Below are 20150 nucleotides of genomic sequence, written 5' to 3'. Positions count from 1 at the left end.
CCAGGCCGCCACTGGCGACGACCTCTGAACGCAGGGCAGCCGGCATCCCGCCGTCGCTGGCCTTCAAAAGCGGCTGGAGGTCAGCCGATTTCGATTCCCACGAAGTGGTCATGCCCGAAGGATCCTGGTCGCCCGCCCCGGCGCGCAGATCGCGGCCGGCTTTGGCATCGCCCTTGGTACTGCCCCCGCCTACACGACGGCCGTCGGGTCATGGATTACCACCGGTCAGGCGCCCACCCGGCCGCGAACCCAGAGATCCCGGTCAACCGCGCACTCTCCGCAGCACTGGCACCGGTGGAGCGAGGCGTGGCCGACCTGAAGTCCTGGCGCATCTTCCGCAAAGCCCGGTACAGCCCGAATCGAATACGTCAATCACTGCCGCCGTCCTCACCCTGGAGCGTCAGTGCTGAAGAGCCTCACTTTGTGGGTGGTGTGGCAGGCTCGCGTGACGCTCATTTATCGCTCCAGCCCCGAAATTTCACGGTGGAGAGGCCATAAGTATCGTTTGACCTGCGACTTCTTTGGCGGCATGGAGTCGTACACGGTTCAGATGACCTCGCACGTGGAGAGCGTCGTGATCCTGGAGCCTGTGGCGAAAACCGTCTGACCGGTGCGTTCAAGGATGCGATAGGTTTCCTCGTCCTACTTGGACCGCCGAGCGGGTGCACTGTGGAGTGCGATGTACTGCTTGAACCTGTCGCTGACGCGAGGGTGATGAGGCATCACCTGAAGTGCGTGACAATCTCGTGACCTCTCGCCGGATGCTCTGGAACGCCGTCTTGCAGGTTTACGTGGTATTTCGGATGAAGTGGGCTGGTCGCAGCTCGCTGGTGGCGACGTGCGGGCGGTCGGCCTCTTGAACCGGCTTCCGGAGATGCCGACTCCGGATGGCGGCCTCCAGGTCGGGCAGGGCGAGCAGCGGGCTCAGCAGGACTTGTGGCCCATGTGGCTCGTTGCCGTGGGTGCTCCTGGCTGTCGGCTCGGGGCACCCGTGGCGGGAGGGGCCAGGGGATTTGATGGTAGAGGGCGGTGACCTGGTTTGGGGGTGAGTGCGTAGTTCCATGCCTGGACGGTGCTAATCAGGCCGGGGAAGAAGTCGTAGTTGGTGCCGTTGTGGAGGCTGCGGCCGATGGTGAAGGCGTTGGCGGCGTTCCAGGAGATGACACCTGTGGCGGTGGCGGCGAGGCTGCCGTTGAGGTAGAGCTGGGCGGTTTTCGTGGTGGCGTCGTAGGTGCCGACCAGGTGGGTCCAGGTGTTGGCGGTGGCTGCTGTTGTCGAGTCGCCGGCTGTGAGGTCCGGGTTGGCTGTGTCGGTGTTGGCGAAGGTGAAGGCCCACTGTGGGCTACTGGTGTCTGTGCAGTCGTATGGGAGGTAGTAGGGGGCTGCTCTCGGTGCCGTCCTGGGCGGCGACGGTGGCGCTGCGGGTGGGCAGTGAGGAGAGTTGCACCCATGCGGCGACGGAGTAGCTGCCGGTGGTGTTGAGCGCCTGGCCGCTGCCGGCGGCGTAGCCGGTGGTGCTGTCGAAGGAGAGGGTTTCCCCACGGGCGTGGGGTCGTTGGTCCAGGTGGTGGTGCCATTGAGGGCGACGGTGTTGCTGCCGACGCCGGTGGTGTCGTTGACGGTGTAGGGGGTGTCGGTGGGGGCGGTGTCGTTGGCGATGGTGAATCCGTCGCCGTCGTTGAGGGCCCAGGCGTCGTGGGGGGAGAGGATGGCGAGGGTTTCGGCGGCGTATCCGGAGTTGATGAGGTTCACGTGGTCGCCGGTGTCCGCGGCCGTGGAAAGTTTGTCCTCGCCCTTGCTGGTGTCGGGTACGGCGAGGGTGGTGTCGAAGTCGGCGTAGTAGACCGGTGGGGGGACCAGGGGCTGCCGAGGTCCATGTCGTCGAGCCAGCCGTTGACGTCGGTGCGGTTGCCGTCGACGGTGCTGGTGCAGGGGTCGTTGGGTGCGGCGCCGCCGCCGGTGAAGCCGTCGCAGGGGGTGAGGGAGGTCAGGGTGGTGGAGATGCCCCAGTCCGGCGTGATCAGTCGATGCCCGGATCGTCGGCCTCTTCGAGGAGACGGGCCGCGAGGTCGTCGGCCCACTCCACAGCCCAGGCGCGGAGAGCGGTGATGGTGGCGTCATCGATCCCGTAGGCGGCGAAGGCTTCGTCGTCGGTCCACTCGGCGCCCGTGAGGTTCGCCTGCAGATCCTCGCGCTCGAAGCGGCCGCGGGCGTGGCGGCGGCCGAATTCTTCGAGCTCGGCATTGGTCCAGCGGCGGGAGGCTGCGAACACGTCGATCAGGTCGCGTGGCGCTCCGCGGTCGGCGAGGGCGCGGACCTTGGTCCCGATCACGTCTTCCTCCGCGAGGACGGGCCCGTACGGGCTCTGGGCGACCGGCCGCCAGAAGATCTCCTTGAGGATGTCGACTTCGCATTCCTGCCCGGTGGCCGGGTCGGTCACGGTGAAGCGGGCGGACAGCGGGGCGGTCTCCAGCGCGTGCACCTTCCAGCCGTGGGCTTCCAGGCCGGCGCGGAGCGCAGCCGCGATGTCTGCCATGGGCGCCGGGTTCTCGGTGGCGACATCGAGGTCCTGACTCGGGCGGTTGACGAGGTGGTGCGCCCGTACGGCGTACCCGCCGGTGAGAACCAGGGGGTACGGGGAACCGAGCGCGATCACATCCGCCAAGAGCCGTGTGTGCAGCTCCGGCATGTCCGTCACGCGGCTGCCCGGGTACGGGAGGCGAGCTGGGGGAAAGCGTCTTCCCATACGGCGCGTACGGTGCGGCCGACGAGTGTGCGCAGCACCGGCCACAGCTCGTGGAGCAGGTCCTGGTTGAGGTAGCGGGGCAGGTCGTCGTGCAGGCCCTCGTGCAGGACGGTGCGGTACAAGCCCATACGCTGGCGTGGCTTGCCCAGGTCATATGAGGTCATCCCGGACCAGGCCATGTGCAGCGGCAGATCCACGACACCGTGGATCGGTCCGTGCAGCTCGTCCAGCGACTCCGGCAGACGGCCGCGGAACTTCTCCCGGTACAGCGCGAGGTCCTCGGCGTCCGCGCCCGAGATGTCCCTCGGGGCCGGGGCGGGGTGCTGTGTGCTGGAGGGCATGACTCCATTATGGCGGCCGGAGACGTTGCGAGGGGCATGATGTGCGACCTGACGTCCGGAGCGGTGGCGGATCCCCGGTGAACTGGTTGCTGCAGTCTGCTCAGCGCTGGGCAGGACGGACTCTCGGCCTTGACGCTCGTTTGACGCTCCGGGTGTCTGCATGAAGGGCGATGAGTCGATATAATGGCTCTGACCAGGGCTTTTCTGGGATCCGCTCAGGCTGACATCTTTCCGATGACGCATCACGTGGAGTGCGTCGCCATTCTCGAACCCGTCACCAAGGGCGTCTGACCTGCACGTTCGTGCAGGTGAGCGAGTGTGGTGCCGGGCGCTGCGACGTGTTTCCGGATAAGCACGACGTGAGGCGCGTTCCTTCTCGTGAACCACACTTGACCAGGCCCTTCATGCGGCCGTGCTGGGGTGAGGGCCGATCATGCTCGGCACGGCGCCAACCGTCCCGACGCTCAGGTGACGCTCGTTCTGATGTGCCGTCACCCGGGGGCGGACGGTCCCGGATTGCACACCGTTCACCAAGCGCCGCCTGCTGTGCCGGGCGCGGCTCAAGGCGTGAACGGAGCGCGGGCGAGGTCCGTCGACGAGCGGCGGCGCGGCCCGTCCGCACCCCGGTGGTGTAGGGCGGACAGGCCGTGCACGCTGATCGTTCCCTCTGGCGTCCCGAGGGATGCGGAGGTCAGGGATGTGTGGCGCCGGCAACCGGTTCCGGGCTGCCGTCGTGGCCGGGCGGCGCAGGCGCCGCCACCTCGTCGCCGGCGTGGAGGCCGATCATGCCGAAGGCGGTGAGCGCCGCGGCGACGGCCGCCGCCGCCCCACATACCAGGAACGCGGTGCCGAACCCGCTGCCCAGGGCGTCGAGGGCCAGGCCGTGGGCAGGCGAGCCAGGAGCACCGGACGGCACGCTGTTCACGGCCAGCGGTCCGCCGGCCCTCGCGATCTCCTGTGCCGCTTCCGTCTGAGCGGCCGACAGGCCCGCGCCGGAGAGGTTCGTCGCGAACGCCGACCCGGCGTTGCTGAGGGCCACCGCGCCGACGACGACCGGGCCGAGTACGAAGCCGAGGTCGCGCAGCATGTTGGTGGTGGCACTGGCCATGCCTGCAAGGCGCGGGGGCACGCTGTTCAGCGCCACGGCCGTGACGGAGCTGACGGTCAGGGCGAAACCGACGCCGATCAGCAGGGCGGGCGCCACGAACGCGGCGAGCCGCGGGTCGGTGACGTCCAGCCGGGCGCACTGCAGACAGCCGGCCGCCATCAGGACGAATCCGGAGGTCAGCAGCCAGGACGCGGCGACCCGGTGGAGCAGCCGCGAGACGACCGGAATGAGCAGGAAGGCGGGCCCCTGGAGGAGCAGGAAGGGGATCGCGACGCGGATCGGGTCCTGGTGCTGCACGGGACCCAGCCACATGCTCGTCGCGTAACAGGCACCGAGGAAGGCGAGCATGCCGATGACCGCGGCCGCGGACGACACGGCGAAGGCGCGGTTGCGGAACAACCGCAGGTCGAAGATCGGGGACCCGGCCCCCAGTTCCACCACGACGAACCCCGCGAGGAACACCGCGCCGAGGATGAGGGAGAGCATGACGGGCAGGGTGGTCCAGCCCGACTCGGGTCCCTCGACGGCGCCGTACAGCGCCAGGATGAGGCCGAGCGCGAAGGTGACCTGACCGGCCACGTCGAGCCTGCGGCCCTCGGGCGCCCTCGACTCCGTGGCGAGTGCCACGGTGAGCACCATGCTGACCAGGGCCAGGCCGACGAGGACCCAGAAGGAGCCGCGCCACGACCCCACCCTGGCGAACACGCCGCCGAGGAGGGGGGAGACGGCGGCGCCGGCGGACAGGAACCCGCTCCAGACCGCGACTGCGTGGGACCGCTGACGCATGTCGCGGGTGTGAGCGTTCAGTGCGGTGAGCGAGCCGGGGAACATGGCGCCGGCGCCCAGGCCGTTCAGGGCGGTGCCGAGCCACAGCACATGGACGGTCGGGGCGAGCGCGGCGACGGTGCTGCCCGCGGCGACCAAAGCCGTACCGGCCACGACGAGCCTGCGGCGTCCGAACAGGTCGCCGAGGACGCCGAAGGTGAACTCGAAGCACACCACCGCGACCATGAAGGCGGCGGTGATCCAGGTGAGCTGCGAGCCGCGGGTGTTCAGGTCCTGCTGGAACAGTCCGTTCAGCGAGGCCGGCAGTGCGTTCGCGACCTGGGCCACGAAGACCGCACCGCAGGCGGCAGCCAGTGTTCCCGCGTAGCCCGGCGTCCGGGCGGCCCCCGCGGTTGGGCCCTGGGACATGGTCGTCCCGTTGTTGAGCGTCATTGCTGTTCTCCCTGGCTGGGGAAAGACGGACGTCCCGTGAGCGGGAGCCCGAAGAGGGTGCAATGCCGTGGAGAATGACACTCGCTTTACGTCACGTCAATGATGTATGCGTACAAGCAAGGTAATGGCCACCATGGAAACTGATTGCCTGGCCAGGTGTGTCAGTCCTGGTGAGACAGGTCCTGCTCCAGCGCGTCCGCTGAGGCTTGGAGGGTCTTGACCAGCGCCTGGAGCCGGTGCGGGTCGTAGCGCACGCTGGGCATCGAGACGGAGAGGCCGGCCAACGCTGTGCCGTCCCGGTCGCGCACCGGGACACCGACCGCGACGAGACCGCGTTCGGACCGCTCCCTGTTGACGGCGAAGCCGTTGCGGCGCATACGCCTGAGCTCCGTCCGCAGCCGCACGAGGTCGGGGCGGTCGGCAGGGCGGTCGCGGTAGCGCCCGGGGGCGTAGACCTCCTCGAGTTCCTCGTCGGTCAGGTCGGCGAGCAGAAGCAGTCCCGCCGTGGTGCGGTGGGCCGGGAAGACCATGCCCTCTCGGGAGCCGACTCGCAGGGCCTGCCGGCACTCGACGCTGGCGATGAACCGCGCGGTGTCCCCGGTGCGCACGATCAGGTTCGCGGTCTCGTCCACCAGGTCGACGACCCGGTGGAGGTGGGGAAGAGCCGCCGCGCGCAGCCGTGACACGAGGGACTGTGAGTGCGCGGCCAGTTCCAGCACCGGGCCCGCGCGGTAGACACGGTCCTCGCCCCGCACGGCGAAATCCCGGTAGACGAGCATCGCCAGGATGCGGTGGGCCGTCGACCTGGCGACGCCCAGACGCTCGGCGAGCTGTGCCACGGTCGCGCCCCCCTCCATCTGGAGGATGGTCGCCGCCCGCAGGGCATGGTCCACGCTGGCGATGGGATAGGGCGGCGGTGTCTTCAGCGGCTTGTCCATGATGATCCCTCGTGAATTCTGCTCTCCAGAATCTAGATGTTCCCGCTGTAGACGCGCGGCACGCTGAGCCTGTGACTGAGTCCTCCATCACCCAAGACATCACCGCGGGCTCCCCCGTCCGGCTGCAGGCCGTCGCCGAGGAGGGGCAACCCGAGGTCACCCCGGCGCTCGAGGAGCTGTACCGGGGCTTCGAGCAGGAACTCCTCGTCCCGCTGTGGACCGAGATCGGCGACCTGATGCCCGCCCACCCGCGCTCGCGCGCCGTGCCGCATCTGTGGCGCTGGGAGCGGCTGCGGGAGCTGGCGGACCGGGCCGGCGGACTGGTCCCCGTCGGCCGCGGTGGTGAGCGCCGGGCCATCGCCCTGGCCAACCCCTCGCTCGGCGGTCGGCCCTTCGCCACCCCGACGCTGTGGGCGGCCATCCAGTACCTCATGCCCGGTGAGGACGCTCCCGAGCACCGGCACACCCAGCACGCCTTCCGGTTCGTCGTCGAGGGTTCCGGCGTGTGGACCGTCGTCGGCGGCGACCCCGTGCCCATGAACCGCGGTGACTTCCTGCCGCAGGCCGGCTGGAACTGGCACGCCCACCACAACGCGACCTCCGAGCCGATGGCCTGGATCGACGGCCTGGACATCCCCTTCCAGTACGTCACCGAGGCGCAGTTCTTCGAGTTCGGGCGCGACGAGATCAGCGACGCCGAGCGGACCACACCCGAGCGGTCGCGCTCCGAACGCCTGTGGGGCCACCCCGGCCTGCGCCCGCTGTCGGCCGCACCCGCCACGCCCGGCAGCCCGCTGCTGTCCTACAAGTGGCAGTACACCGACGCGGCCCTGCGCGACCAGCTCCTGCTGGAGAAGCAGGGCTTCGGCGGCACCGTCGAGCCCGGCCACGCCGCGGTGCGCTACGCCAACCCGCACGACGGCTGCGACGTCCTGCCGACCATCCGCGCCGAGTTCCACCGCATCGCCCGCGGTGCCGAGACCGCGCCGACGCGCGAGACCGGCTCTTCCGTCTACCAGGTCTTCGACGGCTCCGGCGTGGTGACCGTCGGCGACACCACGTGGACGGTGACCCGCGGCGACCTGTTCGTGGTCCCGTCCTGGGAGCCATTCTCCGCCCGCTCCGAGGCCGGCGCGACCGATTCCGACTCCGGCTCCCTCGACCTGTTCCGCTTCTCCGACGCACCCGTCTTCGAGGCGCTCAAGCTCGACCGCACCGACCGCACCCAGAAGGACGCCTGACCATGAAGCTCGCCACCCTCCGCGCCGCCGACGGAACCCGGGCGGTTCGCCTCGACGGCGACGTCCTCGTGGATCTCGGGTACGCCGACCTGGGCGAGCTGTTCGCCGAGGACGGCTGGCAGACCAAGGCCGCCGCCGCATCCGGCGCCACGTACCCGGTCGAGGGCGCGGACTTCGCGCCGGTCGTGCCGAACCCGTCCAAGGTCGTCTGTGTCGGCCACAACTACACCAACCACATCAAGGAAATGGGCCGGGACCTGCCCGCCCATCCGACCCTCTTCCCGAAGTTCGCCGAAACCCTGCTCGGCGCGAACGACGACATCGTCAGGCCGGCCGAGACCGAGGCGTTCGACTGGGAGGTCGAACTGGCCGTGGTGATCGGCAAGGCGGTGCGCCGCGCCGACGAGCAGCAGGCCGCCGACGCCATCGCCGGTTTCACCGTCATGAACGACATCTCGGTGCGCGACTGGCAGTTCCGCACCATCGAGTGGACCCAGGGCAAGATCTGGGAGGCCACCACCCCGGTCGGCCCGTACGTCGTCACCCCCGACGAGGTCGGCGGCGTCCGCCCCGCACTCGGGGTGAAGACGGTCGTCGACGGCCAGGTCATGCAGCAGGACGACACCGGCACGCTGCTGTTCGACCCGGTCTTCCTGGTCCAGTACATCTCCACCGTCATCACCCTGCGCCCGGGCGACATCATCGCCACCGGCACCCCGGCCGGTGTGGGCAACGCCCGCGACCCCAAGGTCTTCCTGCTCCCCGGCCAGACCGTGGTCACCGAGATCGCCGGTCTGGGCGCCTGCACCAACAAGGTGGTCGAGGGATGACCGGCACGGCTGCCGGCACGCGGACCTTCGCCGACGCGCGCGGGTGGGTTCGCACCGGCACCGCTCTGCTGCTGGACGCCGCCGCGGGACTCGACGAGGCCGGCTTCTCGGCCCCCAGCGTGCTCCCGGACTGGACCCGCAAGCACCTCGTGGCGCATGTCGCCGCCAACGCCGACGCCTTGTGCAACCTGGTGCACTGGGCGGCCACCGGCGAGGAGACGCCGATGTACGGCTCCGCCGGGGAACGCGCCGCCGGCATCGCCAAGGGCCCCACCCTGTCGGCCGACGAACTGCGCTCCTGGCTGACCAACTCGGCGCACCGGCTCGCGGAGGGACTGGACGGACTCACCGACGAGCAGTGGCAGAGCAAGGTCGTCACCGCCCAGGGCCGCACCGTCCCCGCCACCGAGCTGCCGTGGATGCGCGCCCGCGAGGTGTGCGTCCACGTCGTGGATCTCGGCAGCGGCGTCGTCACCTTCGCCGACCTGCCCAGGGGCTTCCTGGCCGCCCTGGCCGAGGAGATCCGCGCCAAGCGCGGGCTGGCCGGGTTGCCCGACGGTCCGCTGCCCGAGGTCGCCGCCTGGCTGGCCGGCCGGCCCCACTCGCTCGCCGACGCCCCCGAGCTCGGCCCGTGGCTCTGACAGGAGAGTCCCATGTCCCAACCTGATGTGATCGTCGTCGGTGGCGGCATCGGAGGCCTCGGCGCGGCGTTCTCCCTGACCCGCCAGGGCCTCTCCGTCCGCCTGCTGGAGAGCGCCCCCGCCTTCGGCGAGGTCGGCGCCGGCATCCAGCTCGCCCCCAACTGCACCCGCATCCTCGACGACTACGGCCTCCTGGAGGAGGCGAAGAGCCTCGGCGTCGTCCCGGACGCGATGGTCATGCGCGACGCCGTCGACGGCGACGAGCTGACCCGGCTGGACCTGCGCGACCTGGAGAAGCGCTACGGCTACCCGTACCTGGTCATCCACCGCAGTGACCTGCACGGCCTGCTGCTGCGCGCCTGCGAGCGTGCCGGTGTCGAGCTGATCAACGCCGCGCAGGTGACGTCGTACGAGAACACCGACGGCGGCGCCCGCGTGACGCTCGCCTCCGGCGCGACGCACGAGGCCGGGGTCGTGATCGCGGCCGACGGCCTGCACTCCGTCGCCCGCAAGCTCCTCGCCGACGACCGGCCCGTCTCCTCGGCGTACGTCGCCTACCGCGGCACCGTCCCCGCCGAGCAGCCGCGGGTGACGTCCGTCGACCTCAGCGAGGTCGTGGTGTACGTCGGCCCGGGCTGCCACTTCGTCCACTACGGCCTGCGCGGAGGCGAGCTGCTCAACCAGGTCGCGGTCTTCGAGTCGCCCAAGGCCCTGGCCGGCCGGGAGGACTGGGGCACACCCGACGAGCTCGACACCGCCTTCGCCCGGACCTGCGACTTCGTCAGGGACGGCCTGCCGTTCATGTGGCGCGACAAGTGGTGGCGGATGTTCGACCGCGACCCGATCACGAAGTGGGTCCACGGCCGGATCGCACTGCTCGGCGACTCCGCGCATCCGCCGCTGCAGTACATCGCGCAGGGCGCGATCATGGCCGTCGAGGACGGCTGGGTGCTGGGCGAGCACGTCGCCCGCAACCGCGCCGAGGACGGCACGATCGACTGGCACGGCGCCCTCGCCGCCTACGAGGCCGTCCGCCCCGAGCACTGCCGACGGGTGCTGACCACCTCCCGGAAGTGGGGCGAGCTGTGGCACCTCGACGGGTTCGCACGCGAGCAGCGCAACGTGCTGCTGCGCGCCCGCGACACCTCCGACTACTCCTTCACCGACTGGCTGTACGGCCCCACCGCGCTGACGCCGGACGAGGAGCCCGAGATGTTCACGCCGATTCCGCTCGCCTCCACGGCCGCCGAGGATGCGGTGACGGCGGCTGGTACGGCATGAGCGACGCCTACCTCTACGCCGCCGCTCGCACCCCCTTCGGCCGGTTCGGCGGCGGCCTGTCCGGGGTGCGCCCCGACGACCTCGCCGCCACCGCGCTCACCGGCCTGCTCGCGCAGGCCCCGGACCTCGACCGCGCCGCCGTCGGCGACGTGGTGTGGGGCAACGCCAACGGCGTCGGCGAGGACAACCGCAATGTCGGCCGCATGGCCGTCCCGCTGGCCGGGCTGCCGGTGAGGTCCCCGCCACCACCGTGAACCGGCTGTGCGGCTCCGGCCTCGACGCCGCGATCATCGCCTCGCGCACCCTGGAGTCGGGCGACGCAGACGTCGTCGGCGCCGGCGGCGTGGAGTCCATGACCCGCGCGCCCTGGGTGGTGCCCAAGCCGGACCGCGCCTTCCCGGCCCGCGGCATCCCGCCCGGCTCCTACGTCGACCTCGGCATCGGGCAGCCGACCCGGATCGCCGAGCAGCTGCCACCCGACGCGGGCATCGTGCTGCACACCGAGAACGGCATGCTCGGCATGGGCCCGGCCGCGGTGGGCGACGAGGTGGACCCCGACCTCACCAACGCCGGGAAGGTTCCGGTCACCGAGTTGCCCGGGGCGGCGTACTTCCATCACGCCGACTCCTTCGCGATGATGCGCGGCGGCCACCTCGACGTGTGCGTGCTCGGGGCTTTCCAGGTCTCCCGGCGGGGCGACCTGGCGAACTGGCACACCGGCGACCCGGACCGCGTTCCCGCCGTGGGCGGCGCGATGGACCCGGCCGTGGGGGCGCGCCGGGTGCTGGTGATGATGAAGCTGTTCGCCCCGAGACGGCGCCCCGAAGCTGGTGCCCGTGTGCACGTACCCGCTGACCGGCGTCGGCTGCGTGAGCCTCGTCTACACCGATCACGGCGTCTTCGAGCCCGGTCCGGACGGGGTGCGCGTGCGGGAGACGTACGGCATCACGGTGGCCGAACCGCGCGAGCGGCTCTCTGTCGAACTGCTCGTCTGAAGGCGTGGGCGCCGCTGCGGTGACGGCCCACGGCACCGGCCCCCCGGGACGCTTTACACACCGTCCATGACCCGAGCAGGGTGTCAGCGGCGGAACCGGTCCGTACGTCCGGCGTGCGACGTGGGGCTAGGATCTCCGGCATGGCGAACCTTCGACAGGCGCAGAAGCAGATGACGCGCCGCCTGCTGCTGGAGTCCGGGCTCGAGCTGTTCACCGCGAAGGGTTACGCCGCCACCACGGTCGACGACATCGCGACCGCGGCGGGCACCACCCGGGTGACCTTCTACGCCTACTTCCCTTCCCGCAGCGATCTGATGAAGGCGCTCATCGACGAGCGGCTCAACGAGGCGCTCCAGCGCGTCCGTTCGCCCGAGCACGGCTCCACGGCGCAGGACCTGGTCGCCACCGTGGCCGACGGGGCGCCGGAGGCGATCGGCGCCTGGCTGCGCCGCACCGCCGGCAGCTGGAGCGAGATCCGGCCGATCATCCGCGTGGGCCGGGACGCCGCGGCGGTCGACCCGGAGCTGCGCGACCTGGTCGAGCGGTGGTTGGAGGAGGCCATCAGTGACATCGAGGACGGCCTGACGCAGGCCGGGCGCTTCGACCGCCACCAGCGCCGCTTCCGGGGCGTGCTGGCGATGGCCGAGCTGGACTACGTCGCCCAGCACTGGGGCGATGCCGACTGGAGGCTCACCCGCGAGCAGATGCTCGACGAGCTGAGCGCCAGCTGGGTGCGGCTGCTGACCTGACCGCCACGGGCGGGACAGGTCCTCTCACCGCTCGGTCGGTCGCGGCGTCGAGCAGCAACGCCCGCAGCCGGGCGACGAAGCGGCGGTCGGCCGACCGCGGATTCCAGACCATGTGGACGCCGGGCCCGGGCAGCGGGCACGGGAACTCCTCGACCCGCGGCGCGGCGAGGGTGCGCATGGTGGCGGCCACCCGGTAGCTCAGCAGGGCGACGCCCCCGGCGCGGGCCGCGTGGAACGGCAGCGGCAGCGCAGATCATCGACTTCCCCTCCTTCGCCTCCCCGCGAGCCTCGGCGTCGAAGATGCCGCGGCCCACCGAGCCCTCGGCCAGGCCGTCGGCCGTGACCGGCGTCGTCCTTGGCCTTGATCCGCCCCTTCGGTCCGGGCAGGGCGCGGGGCGAGAGGTTTTCGGCGAGGGCGGCGGGCAGCCGGGTGTGCACCGGCGGGTCGGACGCCGGCCAGGTGCCGGTCAGGCCCTGGTCGGCCGCCGGATCGAAGGCGATCTACATCGACGAGGGACGACTCCCGGTCGGCGAGGGCGTTATGGATGACCTCATAGCGCGTGCCCCTCGGTGAAAGTGGCCCCCGTCGCGTCCATCGAATGATTCACACGGCCTGGCTCGGTGCCCGTGCCGTGCTCTGATGCCGCGCTCCAGCGCAACCCCGTGGCCAATGTCTTCTCGTGATGTACGTTTCATTGACGTCATGTAAACCGAATGGCTACCGTGACGGGCAGCCACAGGGTGCACCGCCGCACCCACACCGGACACGTGAGGCAGCCATGAGCGTGAACAGCAACACCGTCCACACCGTCCTGGGCCCCGTGCCCGCCGATGAGCTGGGCGTCGTCTCGGTCCACGAGGCGTTGCTGTCGGTGCTCCCGGGTGCCGAGCACGCCTTCGACATCACCCTGGGCCGCGCCGAGATCTTCGAGACGCTCGCCGGCAAGCTGCGCGACTTCCGCGCCCACGGCGGCGGCACCGTCGTCGACAGCACCGGCATGTTCCACGGCCGCGACGTCAGGCTGTACGAGGCCCTGTCCCGCGCAACCGGCGTGCACATCGTCACCTCGACCGGCCAGGGGCCCGAGGAACTGCTCGGGGGCTACTTCCTCACTCCGCAGACCAACCCGCCGACCCCCTGGCCGGCCGAGAAGTTCGCCGACCTCTTCACCCGGGAGATCACCGAGGGCATGGTGGTCCCGCGCGTGGAGCGCCGCGGCCCCGCCGGACTGGTCGCCACCGCCGCCACCCGCGCCGGCATGACCCCGACCGACGAGAGCCTGCTGCGCGGAGCTGCCCGCGCCGCCCTCGCCACCGGCGTCGCCGTCTCCCTCCGGTACGGCGGCGACGCCGTAGGGGAACTCGACGTCGTCCTGGACGAGAAGCTGCCGGCCGAGCGGGTCGCCGTCGGCGGACTGGACCGCAGGGACGCCGTCGCGGCCGGCGCACCCGAGAAGGTGGCCGACCGCGGCGCCCACCTCGTCCTCGACCACATCGGCACCGAGGACGCCGAGCACCTCACCGACGCCGAACGCGCCGCCCTGGTCGCCGAGCTCGTGCGGGCCGGGCACGCCGACCGGATCCTGCTCTCCGTCGGCGCGACCGGCGTGGCCAAGGGGCACCCCGCGAACGACCTGCCGTACAGCCACGTGCTGACCGCCTTCGTGCCGCTGCTGACGGCGCACGGCGTCGGCGACGACGACGTGCGGCGCATCCTCGAGGCCAACCCGCGCGATCTGCTCGCGATGCGCTGAACGCGCCGTCCCGATCGACTGTCAAGATCTTTTCCGAAGGTGAGTGTTGTGTCGCGAGTGAACACCGTCCTGGGGCCGGTCCCCGCCGAGGAACTGGGCTTCGTGGCGATCCACGAGCACGTCGGCTACGGCATGCCCGGCTCCGAGCTGGACACGAAATGGTGGAAGACCCCCGAGCAGCGTCACGAGGAAACCGTCCCGAAGCTGCGCAGGTTCCACGAGTTGGGCGGCGGCACCTTCGTCGACGCGACCGGCATCTGCAACGGCCGCGACGTCGACCACTACAAGTCGCTGTCGGCGAAGACCGGCGTCCACATCGTCGCCTGCACCGGCTTCGTCGGCGGCGACACCGCCCTGCCGCACTTCGCCCGTGCCGACGTCGACTACCTGACGCGGCAGTTCGTCCACGAGATCACCGTCGGCATCGGCGACACCGGCAGCCTCGCCGGCGTCGTCAAGGTCGGCGTGAGCCGGGGCGGCCGCATGACCGACCTGGACAAGCGCATCTACCGTGCCGCCGCCCGCGCCGCGCTCACCACGGGCGTACCGATCCTGACCCACCTCGCGATCGACGCCGAGAACGCCATCGCGATCTTCGAGGAAGAGGGACTCCCCCTGCACCGCGTGCTCTTCGGGCATGTCGACGACGGGGTCAACGCCGACAGGACGCGCGACGTCTGGATCGCCGAGCAGGGCGGGCGCATCGGCTTCGACACCTTCGGCTACGAGACCGAGCTGCCCGACCCCCCGTTCTGGGCACGTCCCCGCAAGGAGCGCCTGGACCACTTCCTGCGCTTCGTCGACGGGGGCCGCCGGATCCGGCAGGTCCTCGCCTCCGCCGACGCCAACTGCTCCCCGCTGGGCTGGCCGGGCGTCAAGGGCCACACCGTCAACTACCTCTTCGACGACCTGATCCCGGACCTGCGGGCCGCCGGCCTCGACGACGCCGCCATCCGGACGATCTTCGTCGGCAACCCCGCCGACTTCCTGACCATCCAGAAGTAAGAGAGACCCCCATGCAGTCCTCGGACCTGAAGAACCTGAAGATCGCGATCGTCGGAGCGGGATACGGCGGCGCGGCGGCGGCCAAGGCCCTCAGCCTGCTCGGCGCGGACGTCACCGTCCACGAGCAGGCCAACCGCATCCGGGAGGTCGGCGCCGGCATCGGTCTGCGCCCCGCCACCATGAACCGGTTCCGCCAGTGGGGGATCTTCGACGCGATCGACCGGGTCAGCTCGCCCAGCGAGTGCTTCGAGATCCTCACCGCCACCGGCGACCCGATCATGAAGGAAGCGTGGCCGGCTGACGGCGAGCAGACCCACACGCACCTGATCCACCGCGGCGACTTCATCGAGGCGCTGCTCGGCGTGCTGCCCGAGGGCATGGTGCGCCTCGGCCACCGGCTCGAGACCGTCGAGGACAAGGGCGGCAGCTCCGTCCTGACCTTCGCGGACGGCACTACCGTCGAGGCGGACCTCGTCGTCGGCGCCGACGGCATCAAGTCGGTCGTCCGGCAGCGGCTGTTCGGCGAGAGGGGCCCGGTGTTCTCCGGCGAGCACGCCTACCGCGCCGTCATCTCCGTGGACGACGCCCACGGCATGGTCACCGACGACAACCTGCGCATGTACATCGGCCGCGGCACCAAGATCTACCTGCTGCCGCTGCGCCACCGGAACCAGGTGTCCTTCGACATCACCGCCCTGTGCCCGGACAGCACGTGGACGCCGCAGGCCACCAAGGAGGACATGCTGCGCACGGTCGAGGGCTTCGACGAGCGCCTGGTCGACATCACGCGCGGCCTCGACATGGACACCGTGAACATCCGCGCCGTCTACGACATCGACCCGGTCGACACCTGGCACTCCGACTCCGTCGTCCTCGTCGGTGACGCCGCGCACTCGATGCTGCACCACCAGGGCCAGGGCGCCAACTCGGCCATCGAGGACGCCGGCGCGCTCGCCGACGCCCTGCGCGGGGCGGACTCCCTGAAGGAGGGCCTCGCCCTGTACCAGGCCACCCGCAAGCCGGTCACCGACAAGCTGCAGGCCATCTCGCGGCAGGGCTGGACCGAGGACGAGATCAACGACGTCTTCCCCGGCCAGAAAACCGCGGCCGCCGCGACGAAGGAGTGAGATCATGCCGCTGCACCCCGAGATCGCGACGTTCCTCGCGACCCTCCCGCCCCCGCCCGAGGGCCCGCTCGACCCGGTCGCGATGCGCGCCGCGGAAGAGGCACACATACCCCCCGTCGAGGAGCGCCTGCCGCTGCACGCGGTGGATGACCTGACCGCGCACACCGCCTCGGGTGACGTGCCGGTGCGCGTCTACACGCCCACCGCCGCGGACCGCCACGGCCTGCTCGTCTACTTCCACGGGGGAGCGTTCTTCCTCGGCAGCCTGGAGACGCACGACCACGTGACGCGCTCGCTGGCGAAGGAGACCGGGCTCAAGGTGGTCTCCGTCGGCTACCGCCGGGCGCCCGAGGCCGCCTTCCCGGCCGGTCTCGACGATTGCCACGCCGTGACCCGGTGGGCCGCCGAGCAGGGCGAGAGCCTGGGCTGGGACGGGACGACCCTCGCCCTCGCCGGGGACAGCTCCGGCGGCACCTTCGTGGCCGCCGTGGCGGCCCGGGCACACGACGACGGCTTCGACCGGATCACCCACCAGGTCCTCTACTACCCCTCGCTGGACCTGGACTTCGACGAGGACCGGTACGCCTCGCTGCGGGAGAACGCGGTCGGCTACGGCCTGGAGACAGCAGGCCTCAAGCCGTTCAACTCCTTCTACCTCGACAGCGGCGCCGACCCCGCGGACCCGCTGGTCTCCCCGGTCAAGCGGAAGGACCTGAGCGGACTGCCGCCGGCCCTGGTCGTCACCGCCGAGTTCGACCCGCTGCGTGACGAGGGCGAACTCTACGGCCGCCGCCTCCGGCAGGCCGGCGTGGCGGCGAGGGTGAGCCGGTACGAGGGCGCCGGCCACGGGTTCGTCCAGCACTTCTCCCGGCTCCCCGAGTACTACCGGGTCTTCACCGAGACCCGCGACTTCCTCACCCGGCGCTGAGCCGGCCGCCGTCGCGCACGAGTTCGGAAAGAGGACCATGACACACGACGTCACCGTCCACCCCCTGGTCTCGCCATGGGGCCGGTTCGGTCTGTCCAGCTTCTTCGTCGACGCACCCGAACCGGCGATCGTCGACACCGGGATCGCCAGCTCGCCCGCCGAGGGCATGGCCCCGGCACTGGAGGCGATCGGGCGCCGCATCGAGGACGTGCGCTGGATCCTGCTGACGCACGGCCACATCGACCATGTCGGCGGGGCGCACGCCCTGTGGGAACTCACCGGCCGGCGCGCACAGGTGGTGATCCACGAGGCCGACGCACCGATGCTCCGCTCCCGGCGGTCGCACGTCGAGGAGTACCGCGCCGGACGCGGCCGGTACCTCCGCGACGCCGAGGGCGAGGCCGGGGTGGCGGCGGCCGCGCACGCCGTCATCTCCGGGGAGATGGAACCCTCCCTGCTCGTCCGGGGCGGGGAGACTCTCTCCCTCGGTGGCGACGTCACCGTCTCGGTGCACGCGATCCCGGGTCACACCCCCGGCTCGGTCGCCTACGTCCTCGACGGGCAGCGCTCGGTCTTCGTCGGTGACGCCGTGCAGGTCCACGGCGCCGCCAACGGCTTCCCCGGCTACACCGACCCGGCCGGCTACCGCGGCAGCCTGCGGTACCTGCGGGACGAGATCCGCCCGCGGCGCCTGTACCTCGGCCATCCGTACCGCCGCGCCGACGGCACCCCGTACGGCGTCGAGCTCGACGAGGCGCAGGCCCGGGAGGCCCTCGCCCAGAGCCTCGCCGCCGAGCACCGGGTCGCCGAGGCCGCCTGCGCCTGCCTCGACGCCGGCCTCGGCGAGACGGACTCGCCGTACTCGCCCTTCACCCCCGTCGCCGACGCGCTCGGCTACACCGGCGACCCGGCGCTGGAGCCGTCGCCCTTCTTCACCTCGCTGCACGGCTACCGCGCGCAGCACCACCAGACCGTGCAGTACAGGAGCTTCGCACCATGACAGACCTTCACACCATCCGGGCGGGCGAGCAGGCCATCGCCGTCCACAAGGACCTGCGGGTGCCGATGCGGGACGGCGTCGAACTGGCCGTGGACGCGTACCACGGCATGGACGACGCGCCCCGGCCGGCCCTGATCGCGATGAGCGCCTACGGCAAGGAGCTGCAGGCCCTCGCCCTGACCACGCCCCCGCAGCGCCGGCCCAGCCCGATGTGGGACGGCTGCATCGAGGCCGGTGACATCGCCCGCGTCGTCCGCGAGGGATACGTCCACGTCATCGGCGACATGCGCGGCACGGGCGACTCCGGCGGCGAGATGATCGGCAACTACAACGCCGGCGGAGTCCCCCAGGGACAGGATCTGCACGACCTGATCGAGTGGGTCGCCGCGCAGCCGTGGTGCGACGGCAACGTCGGCATGATCGGCATCTCCTACTTCGGCTCGATGCAGGTGCTCGCCGCCGCCGAACGCCCGCCGCACCTCAAGGCGATCTTCGTCAGCGGCGGCCACTTCGACTTCTACGAGACGACGTACCACGGCGGCGTCATGTGGTTCATGCCGCGGGCCGCCCGCGAGGGCCGCGGCGGCGACTCCGGCATCGCGCACACCGACGTGAAGTCCCGCATGCAGGAGGTCCACAGCCCCGAGAAGCTGAGGAAGCTCGTCGACGAGCGGCTCAACGACCCGGACGTCGCGGCCTGGCCGAACCTCGTCCACGTGCTCAAGTACCCCAAGAACCGCGAGTTCTGGTTCGACATCGTCATGAACCCGCTCGACGGCGACTGGTACGAGGAACGCAATCCCGTCAACCTGGCCCGGAACATCGACATCCCGGTCTACCTCCAGATCGACCAGGGCCGCGGTTGGACGGTGGACGGTCACATCGAGCTCTTCAACGTGCTCAAGGGGCCCAAGAAGCTCGACATCGGCTCCTACCCCCCGATGCAGTCGCGTCCCTGGATCGAGGAGCACGACACGATGTTCCGCTGGTACGAGTACTGGCTCAAGGGCATCGACAACGGAATCATGGACGAGCCGGCCGTGAGCGTCTTCGTGGAGGGCTCGCGGGAGGTCGTCACCGCGGCGCAGTGGCCGCCGAAGGAGAACCAGCACAGGTCGCTCTACCTGCGCCCGCGGCACAAGCTCTCCTTCGAGCCCGAGTACATGGGTACCGGACACGCCGCCCCTGACGGCTTCTACCAGGCACCGCTCACCGTCACCGACAAGGTCGAGGTGCTCAGGTGGAGCACGGAGCCCTTCGAGGAACCCACCGAGATGATCGGCACCGGCGCGGCGCACCTGTTCGCCGAGATCGACCAGGCCGACACCAACTTCATCCTGCGCCTGTGGGACGAGGCACCCGGCGGCAAGCGGCAACTGATCACCACCGGCTACCTCAAGGCGTCCCACCGGGAACTCGACGAGGAGCGCACCACCGAGGGCGACCCGTACCACCCGCACACCCGGGCGGTGCCGGTGGAGCCCGGGCAGATCGAGGAGTACGTGCTGCGGCTCTACCCGTTCGCCGCGACGTTCCGGCCGGGTCACCGCCTGGTGGTGGAGCTGTCGAACGATGAGCCCCTGGCCGACGCGCACAACGCGCTGCTGCCGCCGGACGCCTTCCACCTCCCGGTGGGCCGCCCCGTCACCCACAAGATCTACCGCGACGCCGCACACCCGTCCCGTCTGGTGCTGCCGTTCACGACGGCACCGGCCGCGGACGCGACCCGGTAACGCGCCGCACGCGACAGGAGCGGGCGGGCTCGCTCAGCACGGATGAGCTGCAAGGGCGTCCTGACGGGGGATCCGTTGCATCCGTCGGCCGCCCGCCCGCCCGCCCGCCCGATGCGATGAGGCGAGGCAGAGCACCTCGCTCCTGACGCTCGTCTGACGCTCCGAAGGCCTGCCTGTCCGTCCAAAGACGGAGAAACATCGTCTGAGCTGGTGTTTTCCGCCCCCGTTTCGTGTGACATCTTTCCGATGACGCATCATGTGGAGTGCGTGGCGATTCTTGAGCCCGCTGAAAAAGGCTCCTGACCTGCGCTTCTTCGGTTCCTGTTGGTTGGGTGCGGGGTAGGCCGACCTGTTTGCAGGAACGCACGACGGCCTGGGGCGAACTCAGCCTCGCTCCCTGAGCTCGCCCTCCCCCTGAGCGTGAGTCAGCATGGGCGCCACTACGGGAGGACACCTACTCGGTCGCATGAGCTCCACCAACTCGCCTCCCCGGGACCCGTGCAGGCCAGGCGCCC

17 protein-coding genes and 3 pseudogenes are annotated in these 20150 nt (G+C 70.7%); 15 read left to right on the top strand and 5 right to left on the bottom strand.

Going from position 1 to position 20150, the window contains the following annotated elements:
- Nucleotides 1–252: 252 nt before the first annotated feature.
- A pseudogene (locus ACGFZQ_RS24070) lies at nucleotides 253–410 on the top strand (IS5/IS1182 family transposase); the annotation flags it as partial.
- Nucleotides 404–607 (top strand): hypothetical protein, encoded by a 204-nt coding sequence (locus tag ACGFZQ_RS24065; RefSeq protein WP_393842102.1) that lies wholly within the window; start codon nucleotides 404–406, stop codon nucleotides 605–607. The pseudogene ACGFZQ_RS24070 and the gene ACGFZQ_RS24065, both read left to right, overlap by 7 nt.
- A 317-nt stretch (nucleotides 608–924) precedes the next feature.
- Here the strand turns inward: ACGFZQ_RS24065 and ACGFZQ_RS24060 are convergent, their stop codons facing one another.
- The 5 genes from ACGFZQ_RS24060 to ACGFZQ_RS24040 form a co-directional block, all read right to left on the bottom strand.
- Nucleotides 925–1752: a LamG-like jellyroll fold domain-containing protein gene (locus ACGFZQ_RS24060; protein WP_393842024.1), complete on the bottom strand. Its 828-nt coding sequence runs from the start codon at nucleotides 1750–1752 to the stop codon at nucleotides 925–927.
- A gap of 268 nt (nucleotides 1753–2020) precedes the next feature.
- Nucleotides 2021–2689 carry a nucleotidyl transferase AbiEii/AbiGii toxin family protein gene (locus ACGFZQ_RS24055; RefSeq protein WP_393842023.1) on the bottom strand — a complete coding sequence of 223 codons (669 nt, stop codon included), beginning with the start codon at nucleotides 2687–2689 and terminating at the stop codon, nucleotides 2021–2023.
- A gap of 5 nt (nucleotides 2690–2694) precedes the next feature.
- Entirely contained in the window at nucleotides 2695–3087 is a 393-nt protein-coding gene (locus tag ACGFZQ_RS24050) for a hypothetical protein (protein ID WP_393842022.1), read from the bottom strand.
- Between the two features lie 691 nt (nucleotides 3088–3778).
- On the bottom strand, nucleotides 3779–5413 hold the full coding sequence (locus ACGFZQ_RS24045) for an MFS transporter (protein ID WP_393842021.1): 1635 nt from the start codon (nucleotides 5411–5413) through the stop codon (nucleotides 3779–3781).
- A 161-nt stretch (nucleotides 5414–5574) separates the two neighbouring features.
- Nucleotides 5575–6351, bottom strand: coding sequence for an IclR family transcriptional regulator (locus ACGFZQ_RS24040; RefSeq protein ID WP_393842020.1), 777 nt, complete (start codon nucleotides 6349–6351; stop codon nucleotides 5575–5577).
- 71 nt (nucleotides 6352–6422) lie between these two features.
- Here ACGFZQ_RS24040 and ACGFZQ_RS24035 point away from each other — a divergent pair, with 71 nt between their 5' ends.
- The 13 genes and pseudogenes from ACGFZQ_RS24035 (at nucleotide 6423) to ACGFZQ_RS23975 (ending at nucleotide 19635) form a co-directional block, all read left to right on the top strand.
- A complete protein-coding gene (locus ACGFZQ_RS24035) occupies nucleotides 6423–7592 on the top strand; it encodes a cupin domain-containing protein (protein ID WP_393842019.1) in 1170 nt (389 codons plus the stop codon).
- A gap of 2 nt (nucleotides 7593–7594) precedes the next feature.
- Nucleotides 7595–8422 carry a fumarylacetoacetate hydrolase family protein gene (locus ACGFZQ_RS24030; RefSeq protein WP_393842018.1) on the top strand — a complete coding sequence of 276 codons (828 nt, stop codon included), beginning with the start codon at nucleotides 7595–7597 and terminating at the stop codon, nucleotides 8420–8422.
- Complete coding sequence (locus tag ACGFZQ_RS24025) at nucleotides 8419–9063, top strand: maleylpyruvate isomerase N-terminal domain-containing protein (protein ID WP_393842017.1); 645 nt, start codon at nucleotides 8419–8421, stop codon at nucleotides 9061–9063. The genes ACGFZQ_RS24030 and ACGFZQ_RS24025 overlap by 4 nt, the downstream gene beginning before the upstream one ends.
- A gap of 12 nt (nucleotides 9064–9075) precedes the next feature.
- Nucleotides 9076–10344 (top strand): FAD-dependent oxidoreductase, encoded by a 1269-nt coding sequence (locus ACGFZQ_RS24020; protein WP_393842016.1) that lies wholly within the window; start codon nucleotides 9076–9078, stop codon nucleotides 10342–10344.
- A pseudogene (locus tag ACGFZQ_RS24015) lies at nucleotides 10341–10747 on the top strand (3-oxoadipyl-CoA thiolase); the annotation flags it as partial. The gene ACGFZQ_RS24020 and the pseudogene ACGFZQ_RS24015, both read left to right, overlap by 4 nt.
- A pseudogene (locus tag ACGFZQ_RS24010) lies at nucleotides 10745–11339 on the top strand (CoA-transferase); the annotation flags it as partial. The pseudogenes ACGFZQ_RS24015 and ACGFZQ_RS24010, both read left to right, overlap by 3 nt.
- A gap of 140 nt (nucleotides 11340–11479) precedes the next feature.
- Nucleotides 11480–12088 carry a TetR/AcrR family transcriptional regulator gene (locus tag ACGFZQ_RS24005; protein ID WP_362576707.1) on the top strand — a complete coding sequence of 203 codons (609 nt, stop codon included), beginning with the start codon at nucleotides 11480–11482 and terminating at the stop codon, nucleotides 12086–12088.
- Between the two features lie 779 nt (nucleotides 12089–12867).
- Entirely contained in the window at nucleotides 12868–13842 is a 975-nt protein-coding gene (locus ACGFZQ_RS24000; protein ID WP_393842015.1) for a phosphotriesterase, read from the top strand.
- Nucleotides 13843–13890: 48 nt separating this feature from the next.
- A complete protein-coding gene (locus ACGFZQ_RS23995; RefSeq protein WP_393842014.1) occupies nucleotides 13891–14847 on the top strand; it encodes a phosphotriesterase in 957 nt (318 codons plus the stop codon).
- Between the two features lie 11 nt (nucleotides 14848–14858).
- Nucleotides 14859–15974 carry an FAD-dependent oxidoreductase gene (locus tag ACGFZQ_RS23990; RefSeq protein ID WP_393842013.1) on the top strand — a complete coding sequence of 372 codons (1116 nt, stop codon included), beginning with the start codon at nucleotides 14859–14861 and terminating at the stop codon, nucleotides 15972–15974.
- Between the two features lie 4 nt (nucleotides 15975–15978).
- A complete protein-coding gene (locus tag ACGFZQ_RS23985; protein WP_393842012.1) occupies nucleotides 15979–16902 on the top strand; it encodes an alpha/beta hydrolase in 924 nt (307 codons plus the stop codon).
- A gap of 37 nt (nucleotides 16903–16939) precedes the next feature.
- Nucleotides 16940–17902, top strand: coding sequence for an MBL fold metallo-hydrolase (locus ACGFZQ_RS23980; protein WP_393842011.1), 963 nt, complete (start codon nucleotides 16940–16942; stop codon nucleotides 17900–17902).
- Nucleotides 17899–19635 (top strand): CocE/NonD family hydrolase, encoded by a 1737-nt coding sequence (locus ACGFZQ_RS23975; protein WP_393842010.1) that lies wholly within the window; start codon nucleotides 17899–17901, stop codon nucleotides 19633–19635. Before ACGFZQ_RS23980 ends, ACGFZQ_RS23975 begins: the two co-directional genes overlap by 4 nt.
- Nucleotides 19636–20150 lie beyond the last annotated feature (515 nt).

The sequence above is a fragment of the Streptomyces sp. NPDC048254 genome, from assembly GCF_043201895.1.
Lineage (GTDB): Bacteria > Actinomycetota > Actinomycetes > Streptomycetales > Streptomycetaceae > Streptomyces.
This window is presented reverse-complemented; position numbering and strand designations above follow the sequence as displayed.